Raw genomic sequence first — 16540 nt, 5'->3', positions numbered from 1 at the left:
AAAATGGGTTTATTGTAACCTTATTTAACTTAATGGTAAGTTATAGCGCATTAATATTTTGTTTGATTCAACATAAAGCAATCATTCCTTGGTGGTCAATCAGCACTCTATGTCATCATCGAATGCCCAACATTAGCTTCAACATCTAATTTGCTATTCGTTTTACTGCCCCTAAAACTTATTATTGACAGCATTTTTTAAAATTATTGCGCTATTATGCTGTAAAATTAATTTTTTTTTAGATGACATGGCACATGGCTCTTAATACCATACAACGCATTGCATTAACACCCGGCGAACCTGCCGGCATAGGCCCCGATCTTTGCATCCAACTGGCACAGCAGGATTTACCCTGCCAACTCATCGTAATAGCCAGCCCTGAATTATTGACGCAACGCGCACAACAGTTAGGCCTTTCTATCCGGTTAAATGAATTTGACCGCTCGTTACCACCAACAAAGCAGAAAGCCGGAAACTTGACGGTACTCCCTGTTGATCTCTCTGAACCGGTTCAGTATGGACAAACAAACTTGTTGAACAGCCGTTATGTATTAAAAACTATTACTCTAGCAACGAAAGGTTGTATTGATGGGCTTTTTGATGCAATGGTGACGGGCCCAGTACATAAAGGCATTATCAATGATGCCGGCTTTGCCTTTAGCGGTCATACCGAATATATTGCCGAAATCACCGGCGGGCATCCGGTAATGATGCTGGCAACACCGGGCTTGCGGGTTGCCTTGGTGACAACTCACTTACCTCTTACTGAAGTTAGCCCGGCCATCACTCACGCACGCCTTAGAGCCGTCATTCGCATACTGGATCATGATTTACGTACACGCTTTAACCTTGATAATCCAAAAATACTGGTATGTGGGCTTAACCCCCATGCCGGAGAAAATGGTCACTTGGGCCGTGAAGAAATTGACGTTATCGAACCCGTATTAGAAGGCTTCCGCCAACAAGGCCTAAATCTCCAGGGACCACTCGCGGCAGATACCTTATTTACCCCTAAATACCTGGACTCTGCAGATGCCGTGTTAGCCATGTATCATGACCAAGGTTTGCCAGTGCTTAAATACCTGGGCTTTGGAAAAGCGGTCAATATCACGCTGGGATTACCTATTATCCGCACCTCTGTTGACCATGGCACTGCTTTAGACTTGGCAGGTACCGGCAAAGCCGATATCGGCAGCCTGCAATTTGCGTTGCAAACGGCATTAACAATGGCAACTAACCCTTCTTTATAAAATGACACATACTCCACGTAAACGCTTTGGTCAGAATTTTCTGCATGACCATAATATTATTTACAGCATACTTTCCAGCTTGCAGGCAAAACCTGGCCAACATTGGGTTGAGATAGGCCCTGGCATGGGAGCCTTAACAGAACCTTTATTACAGCAGAAATTACGTCTTGATGTGGTTGAACTCGACAGGGATCTGGTGGTATTGCTCAAAGACAAATTCAAACAACATGATAATTTGCAAATTTACAGTGCCGATGCATTAAAATTCGATTTTTCAGAACTGGCTAAAGATAATGAAAAACTGCGTATCATTGGCAATTTGCCTTATAACATTTCAACGCCGCTAATGTTTCACTTGCTAAATAATGCCTCTTGTATTGAAGACATGCATTTTATGCTGCAAAAAGAAGTCGTTGACCGGATTTGTGCAGCTCCAGGTAGTAAAAAATACGGCAGACTCAGCGTCATGATGCAATATTTCTGTGCAACAGAACTGTTATTTGACGTCCCCCCTGAAAGCTTTGACCCGGCACCTAAAGTCATGTCGGCAATTGTCAGACTGGTACCGCATCAACAACCGCCAGTTGAAGTTAACGACATGACAAAACTCAATAGAGTTGTCGTACAGGCATTCTCGCAGCGCCGTAAAACATTGCGTAATTCCTTAAAAAAACTCATCGACGAAGACGTCATTATCGCCCTAAATATTGATCCTACATTGAGGGCTGAAGCATTATCACTGAATGATTTTGCAAAGTTAAGTAACGCCTTACAAGAAATACCTTGACCCTGCGACAATATGTCACGCGGCAATATGCCACATTTCCTATTCTAATTTTTATGGTTATTATAGCTGCAACTCTTGAGATGCAAACTTCCTCCTCGGAAATCAGAGCGTTATATCCTTCTTTTAATGCGGCCTAATCAGCCGCATTTTTTTTGCCTGCTATTCCATCGCCTCTGCGACAATTTGTCACGCGGCAATATGCCACATTCCCTCTTCTACTCTTTAAAGTTACTATAAGCACAACTCTTGAGATGCAAACTTCCTTCCCGGAAATCAGAGCGTTATATCCTTCTCTTAATGCGGCCTAATTAGTCGCATTTTTTTTGCCTGCTGTTTTACTCAAAAAACATTTTAACAGACAAAACCGGCTATACTTTCCAGTATTGGCTTATATCAACAAAACAATCATTCATCTCAGCCAACTATAGCCCATAAATACCAGCTTACTATCAAACCGGAATTATTTATATTTATTCATCTATGAGAACACCATGAACTACTGGCTAATGAAATCGGAACCTGATGTGTTTGGCATTAACGATCTTTACAGCAAGGCAAGCCGGACCGAGCATTGGGATGGAGTGCGTAATTATCAAGCCAGAAACATGATGAGGGATGCCATGAAACTGGGTGACCAAGTGTTTTTTTATCATTCAAACTGCGATCAACCTGGCATTGTTGGAATTATGGAAGTCGTTAAGGAGGGTTATCCTGATTTTACTGCCTTTGATCCTGATGACAGTCATTTTGATCCCAAAAGCGATCCCGCCCAGCCACGATGGATAATGGTTGATGTTAGATATATTAGAACATTATCCCGTAACATTACGCTTAAAGAGTTAAAGTCACTCCCGGAATTGACAGGGATGGTGCTATTAAGGCGAGGTAACCGCTTATCTATAATGCCGGTGAGCGAAGAAGAATGGCAGTATATTATTTCACTGGAGACAACTCAGCCAATTATGGAAATTTCGTAATAAAGACTGCGAAACAGGTCAATTTTTATCGCTTGCAGCTTGATGAGTTCCCTTGATTTGAACTACCGACATTGGCTTCTCAGTCAACCTTCTTTTTTCAACCGAAAACCAGAACAGATAAATCAACAAACCAATAATGGCTCCTGTAACGTCAAAACCTACATCCGTCAAAAGGCCAAAACAATCGGGCAACAATACTTGGAGTTTATAGCTACTTTCTATTACAACGCTTTAGTTTTGATTTTTGCACAGCGAATGCATTGATAAACAGTAATCAATTTCCCCTGCTTAACATCAAACTGTTTTTCCTTGAGGACTTCCCATTTATGGAAGCCACTGCGGCATAAAGTATTACCTTTATGCCGCTGAACGGCGGTTGGTCGTTTAAACTGAACAATATCACCCACGATTTTTCTTTAACTCAAAACCACGATTATTTTTTGGCGATAGCATTCCATGCTGTCAGCCAGGTTTGCGACAGATAAGTATCGGCTTTTTTATCCAACGCACCGGTTAATACTAATCGCAAGGTATTATTGATAATGCCGAAAAAATAGCCATTGACCAACTGCGGATCAATATCACGTATTTCCCCCGCTTTTATACCCTCCTGAATGATTGTAATGATTTTTACAAAAGCGGCTGTTCCCATCACCGGTTTCTCTTCGGGTAAAAACTCATTGAGTTTTAAAACCAGCAGAAACTGCATAACATCCGGCGCATCGTCAGTCAGCTTGAAAAATAAATCAACAATGCTACGTAACTGCTCTGACGGTTTTTCATTTCGGCGCCTGATATCATCAAAAGAAATATTAAAGCTATCAAAAATATTGGTATACAGTTGCGCGGCCATCATATGCTTATTTTTGAAATGATGATAAATCGCTGAGGTATTTTTCATACCTGTAGCCGCAGCAATATCTACTAACGATGTAGCAAAATACCCTTTTGTGGCAAATAATTTTAAAGCCGCCACTAATATCTCGTCTTGCGTTTCAGCTCTTGGCTGAATAATTTCTATTTCCTGATCCATTTTTTTTGCCGCAGCGTATCAATATGCTGTATCTGAGTGTGTTAAAAAAAAATGGCTTTCAATGTTAGTCAGGGCATTTAACAGCAAGCAATTAAGCCTCATCATTTACCCTACTAAAAAAGCGGAAAGCCAAAAAATCAAACAGGTTTATCAGCAACAAACCTGAAAGTGTAATATATTCATTTTTCCTTAATAACTGCCAAAGCAGCGCTTAGGTAATTAATCATAGACCATAATGTTAGTACGGCAGAAATATACAGCAATCCATAGCCGATTAAATTAATAGGCATACCCAATAAATCTTCACGATATAACAACATGCCAATTGACAGCATTTGTGCGGTAGTTTTCCATTTACCTAATTGAGAGACCCTTACTTTTGCTCGTTGGCCGATTTCTGCCATCCATTCCCGCAATGAAGCAATGGTTATTTCTCTGCCGATAATAATCGCGGCAGGAATCGCCAGGTAAGGCGTGGCTTGCTGCTGAACAATTAAAACGAGAACGATGGCGACCATTAATTTATCAGCAACGGGATCTAAAAAAGCACCAAAAGGAGTTTCCAGTTGCATTTTCCTGGCGAGGTAACCATCCAGCCAATCGGTAAATCCGGCTAACAAAAAAATCAGGGTGCAAGCCAGATTGGAATATTGCCAGGGCAGATAAAAAACCACGGTTAATAACGGAATTAACGCAATTCTTAACAGCGTAAGATTTGTAGGTATGTTAAATTGAATCGTCATCTTGATGATGAAATAGCTCGTAAATTCGTTGTGCCAAATGCCGACTTATGCCGTCCACACTACAAAGTGCATCTACACTTGCGCATGAAATGCCTTGCAGCCCCCCAAACTGTTTTAATAAAAGCTGTCGTCGCTTGGAACCCAGTCCTGGAATAGTTTCCAAAACTGATTGTTTTGATGCCTTACCGCGACGTAGTCTGTGTCCTGTTATTGCAAACCGGTGTGCTTCATCGCGAATATGCTGTATTAACAGTAAACCGCTGGCACCTGGTGTTATGTCTACGGGCTGCTCCTGATCTACCAGGATCAGTTTTTCCATACCGGGTTTTCTGTCAGGTCCCTTCGAAACGCCGACTATCATAACATTGTTTATGTCTAATTCAGCTAATGCCTTTTGTGCTTCATGCACCTGACCTTTACCGCCATCAATAAACAAGATATCCGGTGCCTCATGCTCACCCTGCTTCAGACGTTTAAAGCGCCTGAAAACAGCCTGGTGAATAGCTGCATAATCATCACCTCCGGTTATACCCGATATATTAAAGCGACGATAAGCTGATTTTACCGGGCCTTCCCTATCAAAAACCACGCAGGATGCAACCGTCTGATCGCCTTGTGTATGACTAATATCAAAGCATTCCAGACGCTTGGGTAAATCTTTGCAACCTAATTCTTCTTGCAGACTTAGAAACCGGTCATAAACGCCCTGTTTATCTGACAACTTACTTAACAATGAATTTTCAGCATTCGTTCCTGCCATTTGCAGCCATTTTAAGCGCTCGCCTCTGACGCTGGAAGAAATGCTCACAGGATGTTTTATCTGACCGGCTAAAACTTCAATCAGCAATGCGGCCTCTTCCGGTTCATGACTAACTATCAGCTCATAAGGCACAGGTTTATCAAGATAATATTGCGGGATAAAAGCTTGCAAGATAGCTGCAGGTTCATATTCATCAGTCACTTTCGGGAAAAAGACTTTATTACCTAAATGCTGGCCGTTACGAATAAAAAACACTTGAACACAGGCGATGCTGCCTTTGCTGGCACAGGCAATAATGTCAACATCGCCTTTTTCTCCATGTACAAAATGTTTTTCCAATACTGAGCGCAACCTTGCAATCTGATCCCTGAATCCGGCAGCTTGCTCAAAATCAAGAGTAGCCGCAGCGGCTTCCATATTAATTATCAATTGATCAATCAGCAAGCTTCCCTTGCCCTCCAGAAACATTACCGTACTTTCAACATCCAGGGCATAGTCTTTTTTATCAATAAACCCTACGCAAGGTGCTGTGCAACGCTCAATCTGATATTGCAAACAAGGCCGGGTACGGTTGTTATAAAAAGCATCATCACATTGCCGGATTGGAAACAATCTTTGCAATAATTTAAGGCTTTCTCTAACAGCTCCCGAACTGGGATAAGGGCCAAAATAGCGGCCTTTTTTATTCTTGGCACCACGGTGAATGGTAATTTGCGGAAAGTCTTGCTCACTGGACAAAAATACGTAGGGAAAGGACTTATCGTCCCTGAGACAAATATTATAACGCGGCTTGTGCCGTTTTATTTGCTGACATTCCAGCAATAAGGCCTCGCCTTCAGTATGGGTAATAGTCACTTCAATGGCAGCCACTTTAGTCACCATGACCTGTTGCTTAATTGACGCGGCTTGTTTTTTAAAATAACTGGAAACGCGATTTTTAAGGTTTTTAGCTTTACCTATATAAATAATCTCGCCCTTGTCATTTAGCATCGTATAAATGCCTGGACGCGTAGTTAGATTTTTTAAAAAGGCAGCACTGTCAAAACTGCTTTCTGAGATTTCGGAACCCACTTTTTATCCTGAAAATACTGCCCAACAAAATCATCAATACTATCATCATAAATAAAACAGGGTACCAATGAAATAATAACAATGGTTTAAAGTGCACATAAATTAATGTAGTCAAAATGACTTTATGTTGACGATCGACAATATAATCCCAATCTCTATAGTGCTCGCATGACGAGATAAAGCGTATGTTGCTTATAAAATCCCGTTTAAAAACACATGATCTACCTGCATGAAAATGCCTATAACCCTTCAAATCAAGTGCTTTATAAATAAAGAAATATAAACAAATACAGTCAGTTAAAAGCAATCCTCGTGTATAATAATTATTTATGATTTAGAAAATTACAAGCTTTACTATGTACAAATATGAAGGCCTGCTTATCCACGAAAGTCACGATGATGAGGGGATTATAGAAATAATCGAGTGTAAGGGGGTCAGATCCTTACATTTTGGCTCGCATCCGCGACAAAGCAGCATGTTATTAACTGACCCTGATAAGCTTGAGTTAAATTATGTTCGGGCAATGACCAGTTGGTTGCTGTTCAAGCCTACCCTGAATGACGACGCCTTGATTGTCGGCTTGGGTGGTGGCTCTTTAACCAAACATTTACTTGAGCATTTTCCGGATTGCCGCTTAAAAGTAGTTGAGTACAGAAAAAGCGTGGTTAAAATTGCCCGCAGTTATTTTGGGTTACCGTTAGATTCCCGATTAAAAATTATAGTTGATGATGGCGGTGACTATATACGCCAACGCGCCGAATCCTATCGGGAACACTACAGTTTATTGTTTATAGATGCATTTGATCATGAAGGCATGGCTTCTTCAATTTGTAATGAGGCTTTTTTTGATGCTTGCCAAGCCTTGTTAAAGAAAGACGGCATTCTGGTCATCAATCTTTGGGGTGGTACCAGTAACCCCGAATTCCAGCAAGTATCCCAGTGGTTGGCACGCGCTTTTAACTGGCAAGTTTTATTCCTGCCGGTTCGGGATAGAGGTAATATCATTGCTTTTGCCTTTAATAATTATGCACCGCTTTTTTCCCTGAAAGAACTAAGGGTCAATGCCTTGGCTCTTGAGCAACAATATCAAATTGAATTTCCGACTTTTTTGAAAGACCTTAAAAGACATAACGCCAGCACCTTTAATAAAGTGATAAAACCATGACTTCCACTGCCTTACAAACCGAACCTAATCTTTTCAGTTACCGTAAATACTGGGCGCAACGCTTTGGTGTTGCCCCTGTTTTACCAATGAGCAGGGCTGAAATGGATGAACTTGGCTGGGATAGTTGTGATGTTATCTTGGTCACTGGCGATGCCTATATTGATCATCCCAGCTTTGGTATGGCATTGATTGGACGTTTACTGGAAGCACAAGGATTTAGAGTGGGAATTATCTCTCAGCCTGACTGGACCAGTGCCGTTGATTTTAGCAAACTGGGCCGCCCCAATCTATTTTTTGGGGTGACCGGCGGCAACATGGATTCCATGGTTAACCGCTACACCTCCGATAAAAAAATTCGCTCAAATGATGCTTATACAGCCAATGGTGCGGCAGGAAAGCGTCCTGACCGCGCCGTCAATGTTTATTCGCACCGCTGCCGGGAGGCTTACAAAGATGTACCGATTATTATCGGCGGCATAGAAGCCAGTTTACGACGCATAGCCCATTATGATTACTGGTCTGATAAGGTGCGTAAATCAGTACTGCTGGATTCCAAGGCAGATTTGCTGGTCTATGGAAATGCGGAACGGCAAATTGTTGAAATAGCTCATCGCCTGGCTCAAGGAGAGGTTATCTCCGAACTGAAAGGCATACGTGGCACGGTACATTTTGTTAAGCAGATACCCGAAGGTTGGGTAGTTAAAAACTCTACTGATATTGATAAACCAGGCGAACTAAGCCCCATACAGAATCCTTATCAGGAAGAGCCTGCCTGCGATAAAAAACCTGATGATAGCGATCCCAATGAAAAAGTGATTTCGCTCTCCAGCGTTGTAATGCTTAAGCAATTGATCAGAGACCAGCGCTCTCAAACTGTTATTCGCATCCCTGATTATGAGACCGTAAAAGACGATCCTATATTGTATGCTCACGCTTCAAGGGTGATGCATGGTGAAACCAATCCCGGCAATGCGCGTCCGTTAATTCAACAACACGGTACACGCCAAGTGTGGATTAATCCGCCACCGATACCGCTGACCACAAAAGAAATGGATGGGGTTTTTGATCTGCCCTATTCGCGCGTGCCCCACAAAGAATATGGCAATGCCAATGTACCGGCTTTTGAAATGATTCAACATTCGGTCAACATCATGCGAGGTTGTTTTGGTGGATGTACTTTTTGCTCCATCACTGAACATGAAGGGCGCATTATTCAAAGCCGCTCTGAAGATTCAATTATTCGGGAAATCGAAGCGATCCGCGATACGTCACCCGCTTTTACCGGTCATATTTCTGATTTAGGCGGCCCTACAGCCAACATGTATCGCCTGGCCTGCAAAGATGAAAAGATTGAAGCCGCATGTCGCAAACCATCCTGTGTTTATCCGGGCATTTGTCCTAATCTGAATACCGACCATACTCCGTTAATTAAACTCTATCGTAGAGCCCGCGCATTACCAGGTATCAAAAAAATCTTTATCGCTTCCGGTCTGCGTTATGATTTAGCCGTTGAATCACCTGAATACGTTAAAGAACTGGTTACCCATCATGTCGGTGGTTATCTTAAAATTGCCCCGGAACATACCGAACAAGGGCCGTTATCAAAAATGATGAAGCCGGGCATGGGTACTTATGATCGCTTTAAAGAAATGTTTGATAAATACTCCAAAGAAGCAGGTAAAGAGCAATATCTAATCCCTTATTTTATCGCCGCTCACCCCGGCACTACCGATATCGATATGCTTAACCTGGCTTTATGGTTAAAGCGTAACGGCTTTAGGGCCGATCAGGTCCAGGCATTTTTGCCGTCGCCCATGTCTATTGCCACTGCGATGTATCACTCTGGTAAGGATACGCTACGCAAGGTCAGTCGCACGGCTGAAGACATGCCGATACCAAAGACCATCAAACAACGTCGTCTGCATAAAGCCTTCTTGCGCTATCACGACCCTAAAAATTGGCCGTTATTACGTGATGCCTTAAATGCCATGGGTCGTAATGATTTGATAGGAAATGGCAAACACCATTTGATTCCGACCTATCAACCCAAAGGCACGGTTGAATTGTCTAGCAAGATCCAGCAGTTTAAAACCAAATATACGGGACTTGATAATAACCGGAGTCCAAAAGGCTTTGGCAAAAATAAATCTACAGGAAAACAAAGATAAAATTACTTTGCAAAGTAATTTTATTGTGTATAATAGCCTTTCTTTGCTGGTGTAGCTCAGTTGGTAGAGCAGCTGATTTGTAATCAGCCGGTCAGGAGTTCGAATCCCCTCACTAGCTCCAAAGAATTCAAAGACTTACATGAAAATGTAGGTCTTTTTTATTGCCTAAAATTCAGTAAAACCCGTCTTAGTCTGGGCAATGGTCTGGGCAACAGCCAACACTGTACCTAAATATTAAGCTTTTTCTTAGCGGCAATCTTTGCCGGTCATAACTAAAAAAAGCTCACTGACTTAAATCTCAAGCCAGTGTGTAATCATCTTACATAGATTGTTAAAAAGCGTGGGCTAATCCTTATAAAGCCTGAGGCACTGCAAAGTTTATACGTCCAGTAGTTAGTTAGACTATACTCCAGCTTTATATTTGGAGAATTTCGATGATTAAATTATTTCTAGTAACCTTATTGGTATTGTTAAGTGGCTGTGCCACTACTCCGATGACTCAGGAGGAAGCCATTCGGAATAACCAGATGCAGACACTTAACAACAGTATGCAGTTAATGAACCTGCAAATGCAGAACTTTATTAAACCTTAGTTACTTTGTAACCCTTTTAAGTACTACTCAATAACAGAGTTATAAGGCCGTGTATGCTGGGGTCACCCCAGCTAGGGACTCGAACAACTGGGCACCCTGTCTAGGTTGTTCCCTTCTACCCACTTCCACATCAAACAACGCTGTTTCTGCATCTATTTTGCTCCACATATCATTTAGTAATGCTTGGTATAAGGGGACTACTTCCACGACCTCTGTTATTTCAAACACGTTCACTAGAGATAAGACTCCACTAAACACGCCAACTTCTGCCAATGCTTTTACGTCAAGCTTGAACGCTTCACGCTGTGCGGTATTAATATCAGTAGCGAAAATATCCTTAATCACTTCCATTTTTAAAGAGTGATTCCAGTAAGTAGCCTTGAATGATTTTAAATGGTTAGCCATGATCTTAATTCCAGATTGAAGTAAAGGGTTCTGTCTTGTAACTTTATTATTGGGTGTCGATGGTTCTGTCTTGCGACTTAGGCGAACCATTTTAAAACCGCGATAATTTTAGCCATTACAATTCCAGATAATGACGGGCAGGAGTTGCCCGACTGATTACTATTGTACAGACCCACAGGGTACTTAATACGGGGAGTCCCGCGCTGGCTATAATAGGGCTGGACAAAAGATTTTTTGAATATTTCGATATTAGGCTTAAATAGAAGCCCCTCACAGGGTTTTTTCTGTGAAGGGTTACATTGGTATTGCTTTATAGAGCTAATTTTATGCAGATAGCTTGAGTCAGGCACAACTCATTACGGCGGCTCTTTGGAATAGCTAGGTACAGATCACGTATTAAACTCTCAATCAGTCCCACAGCTGAATTCTGCATCGCCTCAGAGGTAAGATAATCTGATTTATTAACCAACGCTTGGAGGTGGGCAAATTGAGCTTTAAACAATTCGTCATGTCCTCTTAGCTGGGGTACGCGTACGGCTAACTCCTTAAGATCTAATTTCAGGAAATTAGATCTAACGCTTCCCAGTGCTCGAATTAGATCATTGGCCAGAGCTGAGGTGTCGTAACTGTCGGTTTTTGGTGCTGATTTTTTATATAACATTTCAATCCTTTGAAATTTGTGAATATGGTTACGGTTTGATTTTGGCTAGCGCTGTTGAGGCTTGGATTACCATATTTATTGCTCTTAACCTCCTCTCAGTATTTTCATTTAAAATAATAAACTGTAACTGTTTTAATGCTAATTCCAGTAATGCAGGCAAACGGGTCGCCAGCTGTTCAGCCAGTATATTAGATATTTTATTACGTTCTGCGTTCTGCATCGCGGCTTTTATGTCCTGAGATGATACGCCCATTTCAAAACTAACCATCTCAATTGGATTTCCTGCTTTTATCAGGTCAAAAATGATAGATTCTGTGATTTTATCCATATTTTAAGGCTTCCATGCTCGATTTAAAAAAGAAACCCCCACAAATGGGGGTTTGTGTTGCTTGTAACTCTTTGATTTATAACTAAATGTGTATTATGGGGGTTTTAAATGGGTTTTTTCAGCCCTCTCTATATACACTACTATATAATAATTATTTCTTTCTATTATATAAATATAATACACAAACCCCCATAAAACCCTTGTAGCCCCCTATATCATTGGTTTGAAGCTGTGGGGGTTTCCTGTATTTAAATACACATTAACCCCCACAAACCCCCAATCAGACAGTTTCTAATCTCCAGACAGTAACTTTATGTAAGGTTCCATCCTGTATGACTCTCATACCATCTAATACCCGCCCAGCGTATTTTGATAAAAAACGTCCCACCTTGCGAACATTCAAGCCTCCCTTGTCATCAAATTCAGATCTAAACCATTCACTTACTCCGGGATGGGTTAATAGCTCTTGTGTTGTCACCCGTTTATCAAATACTTCAAAAGCCCAAATTTGTAAAAGCTCACCCAATCCAGCTATGCCTTCATCAGCTGAAGCTTTAGCCAAACCCAACACAGGGTCAACCACTCCCAACCATACTAAGGGCTTACAAATGTCGTCGCTGAACTGTTCAAAAGTACCCAGCCTTACGTTATCAACCTTTGGTCGTTCCGCTGTGTGGTAAGCCTTTAAGATAGTCAGAATCGCTTTAAGGATAGGCTCCCTTTCATCTTTACATATTTGTATAAAGCTCTTATCGAACTCTCGAAGCTCTGGCCTTTCACATCTAGCATCTAAGTAAACCATCAGGCATCTTCTGGTTATATCGGAGCTTAGCTTTAGATTGTTACCTGTGGCGACAATTAAAATTCTCGTCGGCATCTCAATAATTCTGGATACTCCTAACAACCTATCTCCGAATACAGACGAAGTAAGTAAGGTACATAAGGCATCACCACCTAGAGCAACGCCCAGCTTCACGTTATCAATTATCAGGTAGGATTTACCCTGTATCAATACAGATGTCAGCATCTTTGAGAACTCTTGTTCATTATCCCTATAAGCGTGAACAACAGGAGTGCTACCTGTGCTAATCGAAACTACACCCAACCCTAGCTGGGTTTTCCCTACACCCGGCGCGTTCGCTGTAGGCGCAAATGCTGGGGCAGTTTCCAGCGTAGGCCGTTGTATGGCTGTTAACATCATAGCCAATGCAACAGCTTCATCAACTGGGCTTGCAAACGGAAACCCTGATAAGATCTTACGTAAATAGGTCAAGGCTGTTCCTGCCTGTACCCTTGTAGGCTTTTTAGGGATACAAAAATCAAATTCTCTACTGAGGTACAGCTTAGAATTAAAGTTATAGCCAGCGGTCTGGATAACCTCACCATCAACCAGATAAGGCGCGTCTGTAATGCCTAATAACTCAGGGATAGACCAGTCACCTTTTTCTAAAAAAGCCTTCCACAACCGATCTGGTACTTCTACCCTTTCCCTTATCCACTCACCCTTAACGTTTTTAGGTCTATAGAACCTTACCAACCTACTCACACTCACGGCTATCAAGGCCGTTGTAAGTATCCTTATTACCCCATCTCTTCCAGTCTGACACAAAAGGCCAGCTCTTTTAAACACGTCCGGCCTAGTCCCTGTGTTTAAAGCTGATTCGATGTGTTCAAATACAACCGTGGGGTTATCCATATCTAGCTTAATTTCAACTTTATCTATGGTGTAGTTACCGCCGCCGCCTTTAAATGTATGAATTTTAAGACCTGTTTCATTTTTATAAAGCTTCGATCTATACTGACCGTTTAGCGGGTCGTCTATATCTGCCAATTCCCAGCCGTCAAAAGATGCAGGGTCGCGTAATACATCTGTTACGGTAACCACCGGCAAACCGGCAAAATGCAAATCCAACCCACCGGTTAAGATTCCATTGTTTGCCCTTGTCACTTGCTCAAGGGCTACATGCTTATTAATTCCTGTTTTAATCAGCCTATCTACATCCTTTTTATTGGAAGCGGCTTTTACTATATCGGCTTCTGGCTGCTTTAAGGCTTTAGCTTCAAGCTTTAAGGTTTCAACCCTGCTTAGTTCCGAAGTGGTTAACCCCCTAATGTCAGAAGCCTTTAAGATACCCCCTTGCCAATGGCGAACCATACGGGGTAATTGCTTAAGCCCAACTCCTAACACTGGCGGGGCTTCAAATATCAGGCGTTCCGGGCTATATACGGCTTCATCAAATAAAGTACGGGATAATAATGTACCTGATTTAGAGCTATCAAATCTACCTAACCCCTGAAGCCAGCACTTTTCAGCAATAATCTTCCCAAGCTCTGGGATTTTAGAGCCATCATCAACAGCTATATAATAGTGAATACCGCCATTCAGGGCTTTTGGCTGGGGTTCGCTTTCCTTATAGACCCCGCTCGATGTCGAGCTTAACGCCAGCATCTCACAGTCTTTTAAAGCGGGGACAAGCCCTATTAAATATGCGCGAACTTCATCAATTGATAGGGCTGTCTTTCCCTTCTCAGGGTCATAGTCCAGAAGTGCAAAGGCTGGTTTCAGCTCCTCGTAGTGAACACAATCTCTAGTCCGACTAATAGAAATCTCTGCTTCCAGTCCTTTTTTTACTATTCGTAATGCTTTTTCAGATCTTATACGTGGTACACCTAACCCAATCGCCTGACTTGAAGTAAGGTTTTTTAAGCTTTCGGCAAGCTCTAGCAAGTTAGAAACGGCTACGGTTTGAACTGCTCCGTTAGCCATGCGACACTGAGAGCTATCCTTAATGATTTCACCATTTTCTAACCTAATCTCTTTGGTTAATAGCCCGTAATCCTTTGAATATATTGTATATTCCATTATAATGTTCCTTATTGATTGTGTCCTTGAAGCCTACTCCAGTAGGCTTTATTCTTTTCTAGGCGGCTTTGCCTAAACTTTCTATCCAGTTAACAACCTCGCCAGATTTAAAACCGATTGATCTTTGACCGATCTTGAATGGCTGGGGAAATAGTGGATCATAGTACAAGCTCTTAATGTCCCATTTGTTGTAAGCTGAAGATCGGCTTACGCCTGTTTCAGCTAATAGCTGTTTCAGTCTGATAATTACATTCGCATCATGCATGGTGTGGCTCCGTCTGTTTAATGAGTAACCACTATATCCAAATAACCTCCTGATTTATTTGACCGCGCTCAAATACCACCTATAAAATATATGAAATTAGCTATTTCCAATTACGAAACAATCTTTTCAAGCTTGCTTCATGCGCCGCCCTTTCGCAGTAAAACAACATTATCATCAAGGCTAACCCCATCAATAACCCTCTGTAAGTAATCATTCCATACTATCATTGCGTGACGCTTCTCTTTGAGGTAGTCGTACCGGTCGTAGTGTTTTGAAGATACATCAGTTAAGGCGTGGTTTTGAATTCTATCCCTTACTTCCTTGCTTAGTCCTGCCATACCTGCCAGTGTTTTAAATGTAGTACGTAGATCTTTTGGTGTGAATGATTCAATTGAAAACTGCTTACAAGTGCGTGTTATCGCCTTGGCGTAACCATCCAGCCTTAACGGTTCAGTTCCGCTTTTAGCAGGAAATAAGAATTCATTATTTAGCTTAGGGTTACTTATCAAAACATCATAAGCAATATCATTAATCGGTATTACCCAATAAGCACCGTTTTTACTACGTGCTGGCGGTATAGTTAACAATCTTTCGTTCCAATCAATATCAGTCCAACGTAAACCAGATAAAGCCTCAACACGGCAACCTAGCGCCAACATTAACCGGAATACATTAGCTCGGTGTGGTGACATAGCACTTTTGTTTAACGCCGCCCAGAATGTACGAACCTCGCTTTCAGTTAAGAATCTATCCGTGGGCGCTTCTTTTTTAAGTGGCTTCTTAACATAGGTTACCGGGTTAGATTCAATGTAGAACTGGACATTATTTTTAATTGCATCTAGTTCATCATCAAATTCAATACCCCATTTGAACATTGCGGATAGATAAGCCCTCATTCGGTTAGCGGCAACCAGTGAGCCTCTTGCAATAATTGGGTGAATAATACTGATAATGTCTTGCTTAGTTATATCACTCGCTTTGATAGTAGAGTCAAAGCCTTGAAGATTACAGCTATAAGCCTTTTTAATAGCGCCATAATGGTGACCGCTAAGCTCTGCCTCTACATGCTCAAGGTACAGACTAACAAGCTGTTCAAAACTACCCTGCATTTGTTTTTTGCGGTCAATTATTGCCTGCTCTTGTAGTGCTTGCACCTCTGCTGCTTCCTCAACTAAAGCCTGCTCCTTAATGTCAGTACCAGATTGATACTCTTTTGAAAACTCGGTGTATTTGTCCCTAATTGCTTTTAGGCTCATTGACCCTTTGCCATAACGACCAATCTTCTTTTGCTTCTCTTTCCTATCAACATAGTAAATAAAATACCCGTCTATATCGCCACTGGGTAAAACCTTAAAAGCAAGAGTCCCATCTTTTTTATCGTGCTGTTTTTCACGAATGATATAGGGCTTTGATTTGGGTTTAAGTGCGTCGAGTTCTAATGTAGTGATTGCCATATCTGTTCCCGTTAAT

The 16540-nt window shown here is 41.7% G+C and carries 16 protein-coding genes and 1 tRNA gene; 7 read left to right on the top strand and 10 right to left on the bottom strand.

Going from position 1 to position 16540, the window contains the following annotated elements; genetic code table 11:
* Nucleotides 1-254: 254 nt before the first annotated feature.
* From pdxA to KKZ03_RS08635, 3 genes are all read left to right on the top strand, one after another.
* Entirely contained in the window at nucleotides 255-1250 is a 996-nt protein-coding gene (gene pdxA, locus KKZ03_RS08645) for a 4-hydroxythreonine-4-phosphate dehydrogenase PdxA (protein WP_243221095.1), read from the top strand.
* 1 nt (nucleotide 1251) lies between these two features.
* Nucleotides 1252-2037, top strand: coding sequence for a 16S rRNA (adenine(1518)-N(6)/adenine(1519)-N(6))-dimethyltransferase RsmA (gene rsmA / locus KKZ03_RS08640; protein WP_243221094.1), 786 nt, complete (start codon nucleotides 1252-1254; stop codon nucleotides 2035-2037).
* 491 nt (nucleotides 2038-2528) lie between these two features.
* Nucleotides 2529-3014: an EVE domain-containing protein gene (locus tag KKZ03_RS08635; protein ID WP_243221093.1), complete on the top strand. Its 486-nt coding sequence runs from the start codon at nucleotides 2529-2531 to the stop codon at nucleotides 3012-3014.
* 221 nt (nucleotides 3015-3235) lie between these two features.
* Here the strand turns inward: KKZ03_RS08635 and KKZ03_RS08630 are convergent, their stop codons facing one another.
* From KKZ03_RS08630 to uvrC, 4 genes are all read right to left on the bottom strand, one after another.
* Nucleotides 3236-3421, bottom strand: coding sequence for a hypothetical protein (locus KKZ03_RS08630; RefSeq protein ID WP_243221092.1), 186 nt, complete (start codon nucleotides 3419-3421; stop codon nucleotides 3236-3238).
* Between the two features lie 26 nt (nucleotides 3422-3447).
* On the bottom strand, nucleotides 3448-4047 hold the full coding sequence (locus tag KKZ03_RS08625) for a TetR/AcrR family transcriptional regulator (protein WP_243221091.1): 600 nt from the start codon (nucleotides 4045-4047) through the stop codon (nucleotides 3448-3450).
* Nucleotides 4048-4226: 179 nt separating this feature from the next.
* Nucleotides 4227-4790 carry a CDP-diacylglycerol--glycerol-3-phosphate 3-phosphatidyltransferase gene (gene pgsA / locus KKZ03_RS08620; RefSeq protein ID WP_243221090.1) on the bottom strand — a complete coding sequence of 188 codons (564 nt, stop codon included), beginning with the start codon at nucleotides 4788-4790 and terminating at the stop codon, nucleotides 4227-4229.
* Nucleotides 4774-6621 (bottom strand): excinuclease ABC subunit UvrC, encoded by a 1848-nt coding sequence (uvrC, locus tag KKZ03_RS08615; RefSeq protein WP_243221089.1) that lies wholly within the window; start codon nucleotides 6619-6621, stop codon nucleotides 4774-4776. The genes pgsA and uvrC overlap by 17 nt, the downstream gene beginning before the upstream one ends.
* Nucleotides 6622-6977: 356 nt before the next feature.
* Here uvrC and KKZ03_RS08610 point away from each other — a divergent pair, with 356 nt between their 5' ends.
* The 4 genes from KKZ03_RS08610 (at nucleotide 6978) to KKZ03_RS08595 (ending at nucleotide 10548) form a co-directional block, all read left to right on the top strand.
* The gene (locus KKZ03_RS08610) at nucleotides 6978-7787 is read left to right on the top strand and encodes a spermine synthase (protein WP_243221088.1); all 810 of its coding nucleotides are present in this window, start codon (nucleotides 6978-6980) and stop codon (nucleotides 7785-7787) included.
* A complete protein-coding gene (locus KKZ03_RS08605; protein ID WP_243221087.1) occupies nucleotides 7784-9955 on the top strand; it encodes a YgiQ family radical SAM protein in 2172 nt (723 codons plus the stop codon). Before KKZ03_RS08610 ends, KKZ03_RS08605 begins: the two co-directional genes overlap by 4 nt.
* A 45-nt stretch (nucleotides 9956-10000) precedes the next feature.
* A tRNA-Thr gene (locus KKZ03_RS08600) sits at nucleotides 10001-10076 on the top strand.
* A 313-nt stretch (nucleotides 10077-10389) separates the two neighbouring features.
* Nucleotides 10390-10548 carry a hypothetical protein gene (locus tag KKZ03_RS08595; RefSeq protein ID WP_243221086.1) on the top strand — a complete coding sequence of 53 codons (159 nt, stop codon included), beginning with the start codon at nucleotides 10390-10392 and terminating at the stop codon, nucleotides 10546-10548.
* A 39-nt stretch (nucleotides 10549-10587) separates the two neighbouring features.
* On the opposite strand, the gene KKZ03_RS08590 is transcribed toward KKZ03_RS08595, so the two are convergent.
* The 6 genes from KKZ03_RS08590 to KKZ03_RS08565 form a co-directional block, all read right to left on the bottom strand.
* Entirely contained in the window at nucleotides 10588-10953 is a 366-nt protein-coding gene (locus KKZ03_RS08590; RefSeq protein ID WP_243221085.1) for a hypothetical protein, read from the bottom strand.
* 310 nt (nucleotides 10954-11263) lie between these two features.
* Nucleotides 11264-11614 (bottom strand): hypothetical protein, encoded by a 351-nt coding sequence (locus KKZ03_RS08585; RefSeq protein ID WP_243221084.1) that lies wholly within the window; start codon nucleotides 11612-11614, stop codon nucleotides 11264-11266.
* Nucleotides 11615-11642: 28 nt separating this feature from the next.
* Nucleotides 11643-11942: a hypothetical protein gene (locus KKZ03_RS08580; protein WP_243221083.1), complete on the bottom strand. Its 300-nt coding sequence runs from the start codon at nucleotides 11940-11942 to the stop codon at nucleotides 11643-11645.
* A gap of 280 nt (nucleotides 11943-12222) precedes the next feature.
* Complete coding sequence (locus tag KKZ03_RS08575; RefSeq protein ID WP_243221082.1) at nucleotides 12223-14805, bottom strand: hypothetical protein; 2583 nt, start codon at nucleotides 14803-14805, stop codon at nucleotides 12223-12225.
* A 58-nt stretch (nucleotides 14806-14863) separates the two neighbouring features.
* Nucleotides 14864-15070: an AlpA family transcriptional regulator gene (locus KKZ03_RS08570; protein WP_243221081.1), complete on the bottom strand. Its 207-nt coding sequence runs from the start codon at nucleotides 15068-15070 to the stop codon at nucleotides 14864-14866.
* A gap of 137 nt (nucleotides 15071-15207) precedes the next feature.
* Nucleotides 15208-16524, bottom strand: a complete 1317-nt coding sequence (locus KKZ03_RS08565; RefSeq protein WP_243221080.1) for a site-specific integrase — start codon at nucleotides 16522-16524, stop codon at nucleotides 15208-15210.
* Nucleotides 16525-16540: the final 16 nt, after the last annotated feature.

The sequence above is a fragment of the Methylobacter sp. S3L5C genome (assembly GCF_022788635.1).
In the GTDB taxonomy this organism is placed as follows: domain Bacteria; phylum Pseudomonadota; class Gammaproteobacteria; order Methylococcales; family Methylomonadaceae; genus Methylobacter_C.
This window is presented reverse-complemented; position numbering and strand designations above follow the sequence as displayed.

Bases quoted from the DNA above. Each gene is read 5' to 3' on its own strand.
- KKZ03_RS08605 (WP_243221087.1), top strand. From the start codon at position 7,784: ATGACTTCCACTGCCTTACAAACCGAACCTAATCTTTTCAGTTACCGT.
- KKZ03_RS08570 (WP_243221081.1), bottom strand. From the start codon at position 15,070: ATGCATGATGCGAATGTAATTATCAGACTGAAACAGCTATTAGCTGAA.
- pgsA (WP_243221090.1), bottom strand. From the start codon at position 4,790: ATGACGATTCAATTTAACATACCTACAAATCTTACGCTGTTAAGAATT.
- KKZ03_RS08590 (WP_243221085.1), bottom strand. From the start codon at position 10,953: ATGGCTAACCATTTAAAATCATTCAAGGCTACTTACTGGAATCACTCT.
- KKZ03_RS08595 (WP_243221086.1), top strand. From the start codon at position 10,390: ATGATTAAATTATTTCTAGTAACCTTATTGGTATTGTTAAGTGGCTGT.
- pdxA (WP_243221095.1), top strand. From the start codon at position 255: ATGGCTCTTAATACCATACAACGCATTGCATTAACACCCGGCGAACCT.
- KKZ03_RS08575 (WP_243221082.1), bottom strand. From the start codon at position 14,805: ATGGAATATACAATATATTCAAAGGATTACGGGCTATTAACCAAAGAG.
- KKZ03_RS08580 (WP_243221083.1), bottom strand. From the start codon at position 11,942: ATGGATAAAATCACAGAATCTATCATTTTTGACCTGATAAAAGCAGGA.
- KKZ03_RS08635 (WP_243221093.1), top strand. From the start codon at position 2,529: ATGAACTACTGGCTAATGAAATCGGAACCTGATGTGTTTGGCATTAAC.
- KKZ03_RS08610 (WP_243221088.1), top strand. From the start codon at position 6,978: ATGTACAAATATGAAGGCCTGCTTATCCACGAAAGTCACGATGATGAG.
- KKZ03_RS08625 (WP_243221091.1), bottom strand. From the start codon at position 4,047: ATGGATCAGGAAATAGAAATTATTCAGCCAAGAGCTGAAACGCAAGAC.
- KKZ03_RS08585 (WP_243221084.1), bottom strand. From the start codon at position 11,614: ATGTTATATAAAAAATCAGCACCAAAAACCGACAGTTACGACACCTCA.
- rsmA (WP_243221094.1), top strand. From the start codon at position 1,252: ATGACACATACTCCACGTAAACGCTTTGGTCAGAATTTTCTGCATGAC.
- KKZ03_RS08565 (WP_243221080.1), bottom strand. From the start codon at position 16,524: ATGGCAATCACTACATTAGAACTCGACGCACTTAAACCCAAATCAAAG.